Genomic DNA, 15086 nt, shown 5'->3' with positions numbered 1-15086 from the left:
TGTTTTTTACTGATTATTTTTACAATCGAAAAGTAAAATACTCTTCAACTTCAAAGTTAGTTATTCTTTTATATGACGCTTCATTTTATTGGTTGCCTTAGCGTTGATAGGATCGTCTGGCCAATAATGCCTAGGATAACGGCTTTTCATGTCTTTTTGCACTGCTTGATAGCTTCCAGACCAAAATTTAACTAAATCTTGTGTTACTTGAATAGGCCTTTGCGCGGGTGAAAGTAACTCTAACAATAAGGGTATGCCTTGATTTTGTTTACTTATTCCGGCAAAAACGCCAACACTAGGTGTTACTGTCAGACCATATAATTCTTGCATAGGTAATGAAACTTTTGGAGATTCATCTTGAGAATAACTAATAGGGCAATTTCTTCCGGTAGGTCCAATATAAACCGTCGGCGCAGCCTCTTTTAATATTTTTTGTTCTTGATAATTTAGCAAAGATAATAACATGTGAGATAAATCAAGTTTATCAAGCTGCGCTTTAGTTTTTATACTTCCAACAAAGGGAGCAAACCAAGTTGCGAGTGTTGCCAATAACATCTCATCATCAATAACCGCTAAACCATATTCTGGAAAGTATTTATTCAACCATTGCCAACGTGCCTTTAGTGCTAGATCGTTTGCTTGCCAAGATAAGAAACCAACGCCCTTTCTCATCACTAACTCACACCACATGGTGCTAATTGATTCGGCTGTTATTTCTTGTTTTAATGGCTGCTCTGATAATACTATTGCGCCGAGTGATGTTTGCCTTTTAGCGAATATTCTCCCGCTCTTATTATCAAAGTTTGCTACGTCTTGCTGTTTTATTTGTCCTGCAAAAATATCAGTTATTTCCTCCAGGCTAATCTGACTGGCTAGTCTGACATTTAACTTGCTACCAAGCTGACTCGTTTGAGCGATAACCATAAAGTCTTCACTGGCTAAAGCATCTTGCTCGTTTACTGATGCCCCTTTGCCATTAACACAAATAAAATCGCCATGATTCCCGCGAGATTTAGCGACACGTTCAGGGTAAGCATAGGCGAGTAAAGTACCTGTTTTCACCGCATCAATCGCATGTATACTAAAGCGTAATTGTACATTTTGAGCAAGACTGTTTGCTTGCTGTAAAATTCGTTCAAACAATGGGTTTTTATTACGTTTAGGTTGAATAAGTAGCTGTAAACGATGCATTAGATCACAATCATATTTAGCCTGTTCGCCTTTTAAAATATCACGTTCTTCGAGTAGAGCTGCAATTAAGCAAGCCAATAGCGTAATACTTTCTCCTTGCGCCTTTGCCATTAAGATCATATGAGCAAAACGAGGATGGCAAGGCAAAGCAGCAGCTTCTTCACCGTGTTTAGTCAATAAGTATTTCTCATCAACAATATCTAGACTTTGTAATTCTTGCCATGCTTGATATTCTTTATTTTTACTGGGCAACTCCAATAATGGTAACTCAGCTAAAGCAGTGACCCCCCAACGAGCGGCTTCAATGAGTGTAGGTAGTAAATCGGCTTGTTGAATGTCATTCGCACTGTGCAATGGCCTACGTTCAAAATCATCCTTGCCATATAAACGAATACAATGCCCTGGCATTAAACGTCCCGCTCGCCCAGCTCTTTGCACAGCCGAAGCTTTTGATATCTGTTTTTGCATTAGCTTATTCATCAAACTAGCACTGTCATAAATTGCGACTTTTTCGAGCCCACAATCAATCACAAGGTCAATACCGTCAATTGTCAATGATGTTTCTGCAATATTTGTAGCCAATACAATTTTACGAACCCCATTAAGGCAAGGAGCGATAGCCTGCCGTTGCTCCTGCAAACTCAGCTCGCCAAATAAGGGGCAAATTTTTATACTTTCCGTTTGATGAGAGCGCAAACTTTCAAGTAAAAAATGAATGTCTGCTACACCAGGTAAAAAAACCAAGATTGAGCCTATGTGAGTATGCATTTTATCTTTGATAACGGTTAGTGCATGTTCACGCCAACGTTGATGGCTCTTTGGAGCTTGATAGCTTATCTCTATTGGATAACTTCGCCCTTCACTGTTCATGAGCTGAGCATCCGGTAATGCTTGGGTTAAATAGTCAATATCTAACGTTGCAGACATTAGCAGTATTTTTAAATCTTCTCTCAATGCTGTTTGTACTTCACGGGTAAGAGCAAAAGCTAAATCCCCCTGCAGACTACGTTCATGAAACTCATCAAAAACAACTAATGCGGTATCTAAAAGTTCTGCATCTTTTTGAATGATCTGCGTTAATATACCTTCAGTAATAACTTCAAGACGCGTGTTCGCTGATGTTTTACTATCGTTACGTAACCGATAACCAATCGTTTCCCCTACTTTTTCCTCGAGTTGCTTGGCTAAAAATATTGCGATATTTTTAACAGCCAAACGTCTGGGCTGTAGCAAGTATATTTTCTTATCAGCTAAACTTGGCAATGCTAATAACCATAAAGGTAAACATGTAGATTTACCCGCTCCCGGAGGAGCCGATAAAATAAGGGTATTATGCTGATCTAGGTTTCGGCAGAATTGTTGCTTAATTGCTTCGATAGGGAGAAGAGTAGTTACTGTCATCGACAAAATAAAATTATTGTAAACATACTTACCATCATAACAATTATTAGTCGCTGGGCATATTACCAAACAGTTTAATCAGTTGAAAAAGAAGATTAGCTTGGCAACTAGAGTTAGGACTTGCTTTTCACTTAAGTGAACATGGTTAGCCTTATACTGAGCGACATATTGACACTATGAGGGAGTTTATTGGCCTACCTCTTAATTTTGAGCTAAATAAGTGTAAAAACAAAGGAGAATAAATGGATATTTTACATTTATTTTCCTTACATTTAGGTAAGTTTTTCCAGAGTATATCGGCAGTAACGCGATAAATAGCAACAAAAACATGTAGTAACCTCATAACTACAATAACGGCTGCGAGATAGTAAAAAATCAGTAAGAAAACTTGCAAAAAAAAATATATCTGCTTACTTGGCAAATTAATTAAACACTGTTATTACTAAACATTCCCCTTTTTTAATCAGAAGACAATCAGAGAGGAAAAAGCATGCAACATTCGGCACATGGAAGTTACATCATTGAACAACAAAGTAATATTTTATTGGTTGATGTACAAGAACCGTTTAATGACGTGACTGCTGAAAAATATCACCAAGATATAAAACAGCTAACAGAAAAAATGACGGGTGAACCATGGGGGTCATTAATAACCTTTCGTGGCAATAGTGTTTTTACTCCAGATGCCGAACAACAGTTAAGAGAAACAACACAATACCGACAAGAAAAAGGCATGATTGCTATTGCTGTTGTTATTTTAAATAGTGCCTATGCCGATATGCAACAAATGCAATTACAGCGGATTTACCATGACTGTCAGATAGAGTTTCATGTTTTTAGTGATAATGAGAATGCCACCGACTGGCTCAATGATTATATTCAACAAGCCAATTTATTAACAAATAAGCAACGAAAGGCATAACGTATTAATTAACATGACAATCTGATTAAAAAACTACATTATAATGAGCTACCAACCTAATTAGCTCATTATAATATGATACTTCAAGTAAAACCCGCTACATTGATTAAGCGTTATAAACGTTTCCTAGCCGATATTGAACTTAACGATGCTGAAGAGACAACTATTCATTGTGCAAATACAGGTGCAATGAAAGGGTGCGCAGAGCCTGATGATACCGTGTGGTATAGCACATCAAGCAACAAAAAACGAAAGTACCCTTTTAGCTGGGAGATAACCCAAAGTCAAAACAACCATTTTATTTGCGTCAATACTTTGCGTGCCAACCAGCTAATAGAAGAAGCACTGTACCGAGGTGTAATCAAAGAGTTATCTGGTTTTACTGATTTAAAGCGGGAAGTAAAATACGGCAATGAAAACAGTCGGATTGATTTTTTAGCTACTTATAATCATGTTCCTGACGCTTATATTGAAGTTAAATCAGTCACCTTATTGGACAATGGTCATGGCTACTTCCCTGATGCGGTGACGACCCGCGGACAAAAACACTTACGTGAACTAATGGACATGGTTGCTCAAGGTCATAGAGCTGTCTTATTATTTGCGGTTTTACATAGTGGTATTAATGATGTTGCAGCCGCTAGTCATATTGACCCAACCTATGCAAAATTGCTGAAAGAAGCCTTGCTTGCTGGTGTTGAGATAATCGCCTATAAAGCAACTTTTTCACTAAAACTCGGTGAGGTTGATATTAATGTAGTAGAAAAAATTCCTTTTATTGAACGATAAAGATTGACTAGTCCTAGTAAAACTTGCTAAAAAAGCTTGCTCAAAATTTTTAAATAACAGTGTTAAAAATTTCACTTTCATTAACCTGTTGATAATATTAAATAAAATATTTATTTTAGCTGATTTGTTGATTTTTATCATGAGCGACACAATATAGTCCTGATTCATCGGGTCATATATAACATATTGGCACTTACAACAAAGGCATATTGTCACGTAAAACGTGATATATTAATGAATTGCCTTGGTCTATGTAGCATTGGGAGAATAAGCATGCCAACAAATAAACACAAGCCACTAGGTATCCTTGCCTTAGCAGGCGTTGCGCCGTATCAAGAAAAAGCTGGCGAAGAGTACATGGATGAGCCACAGCAAGAGCATTTTAAGAAAATATTAGATGCTTGGCGTGTACAGTTACGTGAAGAAGTTGATCGTACCGTAACGCATATGCAAGACGAAGCAGCAAACTTTCCAGATCCTGTGGATAGAGCAGCTCAAGAAGAAGAGTTTAGTCTTGAATTACGTACACGAGACCGTGAGCGTAAACTTATCAAGAAAATTGAAAAAACCTTACAATTAATTGAAGATGACGATTTTGGTTTTTGTAAATCTTGTGGCATAGAAATTGGCATTCGCCGTTTAGAAGCTCGTCCTACAGCAGATCTTTGTATTGAATGTAAAACGCTAGCTGAAATTAAAGAACGCCAAATGGCTGGCTAATTGCCAGTTAGCCTTAGCTAGTTTTCACTCGACATAGTTTTGTATGCAAAACGTGCATAACAAGCGACCACTAGAGCCTAGAAAGGCTCAACAATATCGTGGTCGCTTTGCGCCATCTCCTTCTGGTTTCCTTCATTTTGGCTCCCTTATCGCTGCTTTAGCGAGTTTTCTCGATGCAAAAGCGTTTGTTAACGATTATGGTGAGCATGGAAAGTGGCTTATTCGCATTGAGGATATAGATCCACCTCGCGAAAAGAAAGGCGCTAGCGCGGCAATATTAACAACCCTTGAAGCCTATGGGCTGCACTGGGATGAAGAAGTACTGTATCAAAGTACACAATCACAATATTACCGTGACATATTATCTACTTTAGCACGACAAAAGCTAAGCTATTATTGTCAATGCACTCGCGCCCAAGTCAAGGCTATCGGCGGCATCTATCAAGGTCATTGTCGTACCGCTAACTGCCAATCTACTGACAGCGCCACTAGACTCATTAATCAATACGGTTTACATCAATTTAGTGACCTTTTTCAAGGTGAGGTGGTTTGCAATAAAGCATTAGCCAATGAAGACTTTATTATTCATCGTAAAGATGGTTTATTTGCCTATCAACTTGCAGTCGTTGCCGATGATATTGCGCAAGGTATAACCCATGTTGTTAGAGGTTGTGATTTACTCGAACCAACCGCGCGGCAACTGACCTTTTTTCAGACCTTACACAATACTTTTTTACCATGCAAAACGCCACAATACGGTCATATTCCTTTAGCTATAACAAGTGAGGGATATAAACTTAGCAAGCAAAATAAAGCGCCCGCAATTAATAACGCAAACCCACAGCCAGCACTAATTGCAGCACTCAGCTTCTTAGGCCAAGCACCTATGCCAGAGTTAACCAGTGCTAACGTCGAAGAAGTTATTCAATGGGCGATAAATAATTGGCAACGACACCGAGTACCTAAAACTCTCGAGATAAACATAGATTAAGTTCAACGGTACTACGAAACGCTTTATCCTATCTTAATAAAGGAAATATTATGTCTACAAACACACACAATACTATTGTAATTACAGGAGCTAATCGTGGCATTGGTTATGCTATAGCTAGGTTTTGCCAACAACGTGGTGATACCGTTTATGCACTTTGTCGTAAAAGCTCTAAAGACTTAGACTCTCTTGGGATAAACGTAATAGAAGATATAGAAATAACGAAGCAAGACAGTATCAATAAAGTGGTATCAGCACTGAATGGCATTAACATTGATTTATTAATAAATAATGCAGGAATTTTACGAGATGAACAGCTGAGTCATCTAAACAAAGATACGATTATTGAGCAGTTTAATGTGAATGCACTTGCGCCTTTATGTTTAAGCCACGCTTTATTAACAAATTTATCTTCAGGTAGTAAAATAGCCTTTATCACTTCTAGAATGGGCTCTATTACCGATAACACCTCTGGAGGAAGATACGGTTATCGCATGTCAAAAGCAGCTCTAAATATCGCTGCTGTATCATTGGCACGAGATCTTACCGAGAACAATATCTCCGTCGGTATTTATCATCCAGGTTATGTACAAACTGAGATGGTAAACAGTAATGGTTCATTAAGTAATGGTGACATCAGCGCGAACGTAGCGGCTGAGCGATTAATTACCTTAATGGATGATTTAACCATGTCAGATTCAGGTGTATTTAAGCACTCAAATGGTGAAACATTACCTTGGTAACTTTAATATAACGAAAGTCCTATAGGATAGAAAAATAAGCAGTCTTTCTCATGCTTATTTTTCTAGCTATATTTTGCTGGTTTTTCACGCTATTTACCACAACGGTTATTCTCTTTTGCCCTACACTGTTATATCATTGCGCCACTATTTTATGTCTGTATTAAAGGCCTGTGACTATCAAAAGCGTTATTAATTTATGCAAAAAAGTTTTCTCCAAGAAAGTGAGTAAAGCTCCCGCTAAAACGACTCCTAAAAAAGACGCAAAAAAAAGCGCCCGAAGTAACACGACTGTTACCACTGCATCCTTTGATAATCCATTGATTTTCTCGCGCGATCAGCATCCAGTTTCGCGCAAATTTCTTAGCCCCAATGCACTTAAAGTTCTATATCGCTTAAATAAGGGCGGTTTTGATGCCTACCTTGTTGGTGGTGGCGTTCGTGATATTCTATTAGGTTTGAAGCCTAAAGATTTTGATATTGCAACGAATGCCACACCTGATGAAATTAAAGAATTATTTAGAAACTGCCGATTAATTGGTCGACGTTTTCGGTTGGCGCACATTGTTTTCGGTCGCGAAATCATTGAAGTTGCTACTTTCAGAGGCCATCATAATAATGCTTCTGAACAAGCAAAAAGTTGTAAAAAAACATCTAAACAAAGTGAAGATGGCATGCTGTTGCGTGACAATATATATGGCACTATCGATGAAGATGCAGAGCGTAGGGACTTTAGCATCAATGCCTTATATTACTCGGCGAAAGATTTTAAGGTCTATGATTTCGCTAATGGTGTTCAGGATGTAAACGATAGAGTGATCCGTTTAATTGGTGATCCCGAAACACGTTATCGAGAAGACCCTGTTCGTATGCTACGGGCAATTCGCTTTGCCACTAAGCTTGATATGAAAATCTGTGATGAAACTAAGGCACCGATTAAAGAACTTTCCTCATTAATGGCCAATATACCGGCAGCACGCTTATTTGAAGAATTCTTAAAAATGTTTATTTCAGGCAAAGCCGTGGCAAACTTTGAGCAATTACGTCGTTATAATCTCTTTGGTTATTTTTTCCCTGCTGTAGATCAAGCGCTTAACAATGAGCAAAACGAGCAACGTTTTTTACTCGATTTTATTATGTTGGCGATGGAAAATACCGATAAACGCATAAATAACAATCAACGAGTTACCCCGGCATTTTTATTCGCGGCTATGCTTTGGTACCCCTTGCAAAAGCATATTCAGCAAATTAAAGTCACCACTCAACTAACGCCACAGGATCTATTTTTTGCAGCGTTGAATGAAATAATGCCCGAGCAGCAACGTAGTATTGCCATACCTAAAAGATTCCAATCAGTCATTAAAGATATTTGGATTTTGCAAGATAAGTTAGCTCGTCGCGAAGGCAAGCGAGCCTTTAAAGCGTTAGAGCATCCTAAATTTAGAGCCGGTTATGACTTTTTATTATTACGTGCCCAAATAGAAGCAACACCTGAATTGAACGAATTAGCTCAATGGTGGACAGATTTTCAAGACGTGTCCAATGAAGCACGTATTCAAATGATCAAAGGTGTGAAGTTGCCACAAGGTTCAAAACGACGTCCAGCAAAAAAACGCCGCAAACCCGCTGCAAAACCACCTGAATCTTAACGGCAAACAAATGCAAAAAAAAATAATGGCGTACATCGGCTTAGGTAGCAACTTATCCAACCCTAGAGTTCAGGTAGTTAATGCCGCTAAAGCAATGGGTAATATATCGGAAAGTAATGTCATATCATTATCGTCTTTATATTTAAGTAAACCTATGGGTCCTCAAGATCAAGACGATTACATCAATGCAGTCATTGCTTTAGAGACTAGTTTATCGGCGCTTGAATTATTAGATGCTTTACAAGGTATTGAAAACTCAGCGGGTCGTGTGCGCAAAGATAACCGTTGGGGCGCACGAATTCTCGATTGTGATATTTTACTGTACGGTAATGAATCCATAGAAAATGAGCGGTTAACCATTCCTCACTATGGCATGAAACTGCGAGAATTTGTGCTACTTCCATTAGCAGAAATTGCACCTTCATTACATTTACCAGACGGTAGTACAATCAGCGAACTTGCTAGTAAAATCAGTAATAATGGTATAGTAAAATTATCATTATCAACATAATGAATATTAAAACTATAATCCTTAACAGTATACTCATTAACGCTAACCGCTAAATAAACTAATTAACCTATTCGGAAAAGTCATGGCTAAAATCACTACTGCAAGCTTACTCAACATGAAACAGCAAGGCGAAAAAATATCAACTATTACCGCCTACGATGCCAGCTTCGCAAAACTATTTGATCAAGCTGGCATACACGCCATTCTGATTGGCGACTCTTTAGGCATGGTATTGCAAGGTCAAGACAGTACATTACCAGTGACCATAGAAGATATGGCTTATCACACCCGTTGCGTAAAGCGAGGCGTAGAAGAACCCCTTATCATTGCTGACATGCCATTTATGAGCTATGCCAATGAAGAGCAAGCTTTAGCAAATGCTGCCTTGTTAATGCAAGCGGGTGCTAGCATGGTAAAAATAGAGGGAGGTGCTTGGCTTAATGGTACCATCACTGCGCTCGTTGAGCGCGGTGTCCCTGTTTGTGCTCATTTAGGTTTAACGCCACAGTCAGTCAATATATTGGGTGGCTTTAAAGTACAAGGCCGCGACGATAATAAAGCCCAACAAATGATTGCTGATGCAAAAGCACTTGAAGCAGCAGGCGCTCAATTATTGGTGCTTGAATGCATTCCTGCGAGTTTAGGTAAAGCCATCTCGCAAGCGCTTACTATTCCAACTATCGGTATAGGCGCGGGTAAAGATACTGATGGACAAATTTTGGTCATGCACGATGCCTTAGGTATCGCCTGCAACTATATGCCGAAATTTTCGCGTAACTTCTTAAAAGATACCGGTGATATTAAAAAAGCCATTGAGCTTTATATTAGTGAAGTCAGCCAAGGTAATTTCCCCGGTGACGAACATATATTCAAATAATCATTACAAACAAGTAAATTGACTTCAAATCTGTAAATGCACATATACAGAAAAATTAATAAGATACTAACAATAACAAACTTATACCAAATAACGGCAAGAAAAAATTATGGAAACAGTCAGTAAAATTAATGAATTACGTGAACAAGTAAAAGCATGGCGTCAGCAAGGTTTAACCATTGCTTTTGTCCCTACTATGGGTAACTTACATGCAGGTCATATTTCGTTAGTGACTGAAGCGCATAAGCACGCTGATAAAGTTGTTGCCAGTATCTTTGTCAATCCTATGCAGTTTGGTGTAAACGAAGACATTGAGAACTACCCGCGTACCATGGCTGATGATCAGCAAAAATTGACAGCCGCAGGTACCGATTTACTGTTCACACCAAAACCTGACATTATTTATCCAAAAGGTTTAGCAAAACAAAGTTTTGTAGAAGTACCAAATATCTCAGATGGTTATTGTGGGGAAAGTCGCCCAGGTCATTTTCGCGGGGTTGCTACCATTGTCTGTAAATTATTTAACTTAGTACAACCAGACGTAGCATGTTTTGGCTTAAAAGATTATCAGCAGGTACAAGTCATTCAAATTATGGTTGAAGACTTGTCGATGCCAATTAAAATCATTCCCGTAGCAACTATCAGAGAAGAAAGCGGATTAGCCCTGAGCTCCCGTAATGGTTATTTAACGGCAGAAGAAAAGGCGACAGCGCCAGCCTTGTACAAAAGTTTGCAATGGTTAGCAGAACAAATAAGAGCAGGCTATGCTCAGCAAGACAGTATTGATTTTATTGGCTTAGCTAAACAAGCAGCAAAAACGATTAATGATGCAGGTTTACATACTGATTACCTCCATGTTTGCCACGCTCAAACATTGCAACCAGCAAGTGAAGATGATACTCAGTTAGTTATTTTAGCGGCAGCACACTGTGGTAAAGCTCGCTTAATTGATAATTTGCAAGTCAATCTAGCCTAGCCGTCTTTGTTTATGGTAAGCAGTTAACATCGTAATAATGATTGATAGTTCATTAAATCCTTGCGTTATAGTTGCAAAGAAAAATGATAAAAAGTCGATTTTACGTTTCTACAAAGATAACCATTATCCGGCGAGATTCATTGGCTTAGATCGTTGTTATCTGCTTAAGGTAGATAACAATATTGTAGCGAGTGTAATTATCTCACAGGGTAATAAATCGCAGCAGCTAGATCCAAGCATTACAAGTAATAACGAGCTAAATCTGCAGCAAAGTAAAGCACCATATTTTTTACATGCCTTGCTGGTAACGCCAAAGTACCGAAGACTAGGTTATGGTGAATACCTGCTAAGACATGTGATGATGAGGCATCAATCGTTAATTTGCTTTGCACAAGAATCTCATAGTCAGCTGTACTTAAATAATGGCTTTACCAAGATTGCAGGTAATGTATTTAACCAATGCTTACCCCCTGATTTAATAAATCGATTTCAACGATATTCAAAAAAGAAACCTGACCTAAAAGCCTTCATCTGTCATTGCTGAGTGTAAAAAAACCAGCTGACGACAAAAACTATAACCACTGTTTTTCCTCACGTTCTTGCTTATTGGCAATGATGGCGTAAGTTTACTTGCCATTTAACAACAGCAATACTGAGCCAAGTGGTGATGACAAATGGCGCGGTAAATGCAGGTATTGATATCATTTCAAATCCCCTAGTGAGCAGCACAGTAAAAATAAGAGCAAAAAATATAAGCCAATACCTAGTAGGATATCGATCGGCAAGCGCAATTGCGACCAAGCAGCTATTAAAGCTATAGAGCCCTAAAGTGGCTTTTTCTTGGGAGAAGCCAAACGTAGTTGCAACGAGTAAGCCGGTAATCGAGCCCAAAACGACCCATACCACCGTTTTATAAGAACTACACAGCAAGGCACAACAAAACACCACACCTGAAAGCCAGTTACCTTGTAACATAACCTGCCCTACACCACGGAAAACACCAAAAAATAAATCAATGGGAGAGTTTGATATTGGGCTAACAAGCTCTACTGGGCTAACCATTGTTATTCCAAAAAAATCAATGAGTAAAACAATCACCCATATGGTAAGTATAAAGGGTGCTGTCAGTGCTGGAGTGCTAGACATTTTGCTCATCATAATATGCATAAGGAGTGCTGAAAAAGCACCACCAACGATCACTAAGACGAGAGAGATACTGCTAAGCGGCAATAGGGAAAACACTGCAACTCCCACCAGTGCAGCATTGAAACCATAAAAACCTCTTTTTACACAATCAGAATCATAATTGAGTAACTTAGCGGTTACTAAACTCGATAAAAGTGCCAAGACGCCCCCTAATAACATCGTAGGTGAATTGATTCCAATACCAATAATGAATAAAAGTCCGGTGCTAAGGTTTGATTGCAACATGATTTGGGCTGAACTGCTTAAGAAACATTTAGTGAAATGCTCAAGGTAGTGGTTCATGAAAATGTATTACCCGAAACTATTGGTAGGAATATCACTATCAACAATAAAAATATGACAATGACATCTCTTCACGATGACCCCTCAGCAAAAGAGTGCTTTTTTGGGGGTATCAGCCACTGAAAGCGATCAGTAGCTAATGATTAAACGTTCACAATTAGTCGTTACAGAGATATTTTAACGTTGTGATAACTTGTTCAACCGAGGTAGCCCATGCTTGTGCGGAGGCATCCACTTCTTTTAACGGATGAATTAGTTCTTCACTATGAAGGGTGATATAAGGCTTATTTAATGCAGCACAATAACCGGCATCAAAAGCGGCATTCCACTGTTTATATTTATCACCAAAACGGATAATAGCAATATCACAACGCTCAATAAGCGTTTTTGTTCGTATGGCATTCACTTTTGCCGATTTATTATCACGCCAAAACTGCTCGACTTCAGCGCCAAGGTGATCACCTGCACTATCACTGGTTTCATGATGAGTAACCGCAGAAGAAAACACGATATTTAAATCACTTTCTTGGCAACCTTGGATAATTTTATCGCGCCAATCAGTATGAATTTCTCCGGAAAGGTATACATTTAATTTCATTGTTAAGCCCTCATTCTATTTAGCTAAAACTATAGCTATCCATAGTACATTAATTATTAATTATTCAATATATGGTGAGGGTGGAATAACATTTCACTATATGAAAAACAATAAACGAAATGGTATCGATGAGCTAAAAACGGCACCACAAATAAAAAGCCCTTCTATCGCTAGCTAACGATAGAAGGGCTTTAGACACACCAATCAACAAGCATATATGCGTTAATTGTGCCTTTCTTCTAGTTGAGACTTAGGAAGCATGGCATTAAGTGCAATAGCAACTAAGCCACATAGACTAATACCTGTTAGGCTAAAATCATCATTACCAATAGCCATACCACCAATGCCAAAAACTAACGTAGTTGAAACAATAACTAGGTTACGTTGCTCTGCTAGATCAACTTGAGCTTTCACAAGTATATTCATCCCTACCCCTGCAATTGAACCAAAAAGTAGAATTAAAATACCGCCCATAACTGGGGCTGGTATGGTTTGCAGTGCTATACCGAATTTTGCAACAAATGCTAAACCAATAGCAAAAGCAGCAGCCCAAAGCATAATTCTAGGATTGAACATTTTAGTAAGCATTACCGCACCTGTTACTTCAGAATAAGTAGTATTTGGTGGCCCACCAAATAATGCGGCCAGAGAAGTAGCCAAACCATCACCTAATAGCGTGCGGTGTAAGCCCGGCTTTTTAGTGTAATCCTTACCCGTTACACTACCGATCGCGATAATATCACCCACATGTTCAATCGCAGGTGCAATGGCTACAGGTAACATGAACAGAATTGCAGTTAAATTAAACTCTGGCGTGACAAAATTAGGAATGGCAAACCATTCACTATTTCCAATAGCTTCAGTACTGACCATACCCATTACTGATGCCATGATATAACCAACAAAAACGCCAGCCATAATTGGAATTAAACGAAAAATTCCTTTACCTAAAGTAGCAACTAACAATGTAGTTATTAATGCCGACATAGAAACGATTAAAGAGTCAGCGTAAGGAAACAATACCGCTGATCCATCACCCGCTTTACCCATCGCCATATTCACGGCTATTGGCGCAAGACTAAGTCCAATGACCATAATAATAGGACCTGTTACGACAGGCGGCATTAATTTATGCAAAAAGCCGGCACCACGTATCGCAACAATACTGGCAATCACTACATAGACTAAACCCGTAACGAATAAAGAGCCCATAGCAACCTCAACTCCCCAGGTTTGAACTGAGTAGGCAATTGGAGCGATGAAAACAAAAGATGATGCCAAAAATAGTGGCACTTGCTGTTTGGTAATAAATTGAAATAGAATAGTACCTATTCCTGCCGTAAATAAGGCGACACTTGGGTCGAGCCCAGTGATTAATGGCATTAATACTAATGCGCCAAAAGCAACAAACAACATTTGCAGCCCAGCAAGGGCATTACGCCAAGTTGGTTGGTTAAAGCTGCTATTATCTATAGAAGGTTCCGACATGAATCGTCCTATTAAGTGGTTTTATTATTTATTTTTTGGTAACTAATTAACAGCGTTACTTAGTACCAAATATTTTATCGCCTGCATCACCAAGACCAGGGATGATATAGCCACTTTCGTTTAAATGATCATCAATCGATGCTGTATAGATATCTACATCTGGGTGAGCATTTTGAACCTTTTCAATGCCTTCTGGCGCTGCAACTAAAACTAGAGCACGAATATTTTTACAACCAGCTTCTTTTAATATATCGATAGTGGCATTCATTGAGCCGCCAGTAGCTAACATTGGATCGATGATTAAAGCTAAGCGTTGATCTATATCACCAGCTAATTTTTCGAAATAGGTCACAGGTTCAAGTGTTTCTTCATCACGATAAAGACCCACTACACTAATTTTTGCACTCGGCATAAGCTCTAATACACCGTCTAACATGCCTATACCAGCACGAAGAATAGGCACTACGGTCGCTTTTTTACCGACTAAACGTTGACCGGTAATTTCACCGTCCCAGCCTGCCATTTGGAAATCTTCCAGTTGAAGATCTTTAGTTGCTTCGTACGTTAATAAGGAGCCGACTTCCGCTGATAGTTGACGAAAGCTACGAGTGCTCATGTCCTTGGCGCGCATTAGGCTAATTTTGTGTTGTACTAATGGGTGTTTGATTTCTTGTACTGACATGCGTTTTAATCCGATGTGAAAATTTCGCTTATTTTCACATAAATCAGTCTGATATTGGAGTGA

At 38.8% G+C, this 15086-nt stretch carries 15 protein-coding genes; 10 read left to right on the top strand and 5 right to left on the bottom strand.

The genetic code is table 11. The features are described from left to right. Positions 1–60: 60 nt before the first annotated feature. The gene (hrpB, locus tag ND2E_RS20145) at positions 61–2592 is read right to left on the bottom strand and encodes an ATP-dependent helicase HrpB (protein WP_033091996.1); all 2532 of its coding nucleotides are present in this window, start codon (positions 2590–2592) and stop codon (positions 61–63) included. Positions 2593–3082: 490 nt separating this feature from the next. Between hrpB and ND2E_RS20150 the strand changes: the two genes are divergently transcribed. The 10 genes from ND2E_RS20150 (at position 3083) to ND2E_RS20195 (ending at position 11311) form a co-directional block, all read left to right on the top strand. Then, complete coding sequence (locus ND2E_RS20150) at positions 3083–3514, top strand: hypothetical protein (protein WP_033091995.1); 432 nt, start codon at positions 3083–3085, stop codon at positions 3512–3514. 75 nt (positions 3515–3589) lie between these two features. After that, entirely contained in the window at positions 3590–4303 is a 714-nt protein-coding gene (sfsA, locus tag ND2E_RS20155) for a DNA/RNA nuclease SfsA (RefSeq protein ID WP_033091994.1), read from the top strand. A 273-nt stretch (positions 4304–4576) separates the two neighbouring features. Next, positions 4577–5023, top strand: a complete 447-nt coding sequence (dksA, locus tag ND2E_RS20160) for an RNA polymerase-binding protein DksA (RefSeq protein WP_033091993.1) — start codon at positions 4577–4579, stop codon at positions 5021–5023. Between the two features lie 43 nt (positions 5024–5066). After that, entirely contained in the window at positions 5067–6014 is a 948-nt protein-coding gene (gene gluQRS / locus ND2E_RS20165; RefSeq protein WP_033091992.1) for a tRNA glutamyl-Q(34) synthetase GluQRS, read from the top strand. A 50-nt stretch (positions 6015–6064) separates the two neighbouring features. Then, a complete protein-coding gene (locus tag ND2E_RS20170) occupies positions 6065–6757 on the top strand; it encodes an SDR family oxidoreductase (RefSeq protein ID WP_033091991.1) in 693 nt (230 codons plus the stop codon). A 221-nt stretch (positions 6758–6978) separates the two neighbouring features. Beyond that, on the top strand, positions 6979–8403 hold the full coding sequence (gene pcnB / locus ND2E_RS20175) for a polynucleotide adenylyltransferase PcnB (RefSeq protein ID WP_081961942.1): 1425 nt from the start codon (positions 6979–6981) through the stop codon (positions 8401–8403). Positions 8404–8413: 10 nt separating this feature from the next. Then, positions 8414–8914 (top strand): 2-amino-4-hydroxy-6-hydroxymethyldihydropteridine diphosphokinase, encoded by a 501-nt coding sequence (gene folK / locus ND2E_RS20180; RefSeq protein WP_033091990.1) that lies wholly within the window; start codon positions 8414–8416, stop codon positions 8912–8914. 82 nt (positions 8915–8996) lie between these two features. Beyond that, positions 8997–9791 (top strand): 3-methyl-2-oxobutanoate hydroxymethyltransferase, encoded by a 795-nt coding sequence (gene panB / locus ND2E_RS20185; protein WP_033091989.1) that lies wholly within the window; start codon positions 8997–8999, stop codon positions 9789–9791. Positions 9792–9900: 109 nt separating this feature from the next. Next, on the top strand, positions 9901–10767 hold the full coding sequence (gene panC / locus ND2E_RS20190; protein WP_033091988.1) for a pantoate--beta-alanine ligase: 867 nt from the start codon (positions 9901–9903) through the stop codon (positions 10765–10767). 37 nt (positions 10768–10804) lie between these two features. Beyond that, a complete protein-coding gene (locus ND2E_RS20195; protein ID WP_033091987.1) occupies positions 10805–11311 on the top strand; it encodes a GNAT family N-acetyltransferase in 507 nt (168 codons plus the stop codon). 59 nt (positions 11312–11370) lie between these two features. Here ND2E_RS20195 and ND2E_RS20200 read toward each other — a convergent pair whose 3' ends face one another. From ND2E_RS20200 to upp, 4 genes are all read right to left on the bottom strand, one after another. Further along, complete coding sequence (locus ND2E_RS20200; RefSeq protein ID WP_081961941.1) at positions 11371–12255, bottom strand: urea transporter; 885 nt, start codon at positions 12253–12255, stop codon at positions 11371–11373. Positions 12256–12412: 157 nt separating this feature from the next. Continuing rightward, a complete protein-coding gene (locus tag ND2E_RS20205; protein ID WP_033091985.1) occupies positions 12413–12853 on the bottom strand; it encodes a YtoQ family protein in 441 nt (146 codons plus the stop codon). A gap of 222 nt (positions 12854–13075) precedes the next feature. Next, positions 13076–14341 (bottom strand): uracil-xanthine permease family protein, encoded by a 1266-nt coding sequence (locus tag ND2E_RS20210; RefSeq protein WP_033091984.1) that lies wholly within the window; start codon positions 14339–14341, stop codon positions 13076–13078. Between the two features lie 55 nt (positions 14342–14396). Next, positions 14397–15023 carry a uracil phosphoribosyltransferase gene (upp, locus tag ND2E_RS20215; RefSeq protein ID WP_033091983.1) on the bottom strand — a complete coding sequence of 209 codons (627 nt, stop codon included), beginning with the start codon at positions 15021–15023 and terminating at the stop codon, positions 14397–14399. Positions 15024–15086: the final 63 nt, after the last annotated feature.

The organism is Colwellia psychrerythraea (assembly GCF_000764225.1).
GTDB lineage: Bacteria > Pseudomonadota > Gammaproteobacteria > Enterobacterales > Alteromonadaceae > Colwellia > Colwellia psychrerythraea_D.
The sequence above is the reverse complement of the archived record's forward strand: the minus strand, read 5'-3'. Positions and strand labels throughout refer to the sequence as shown.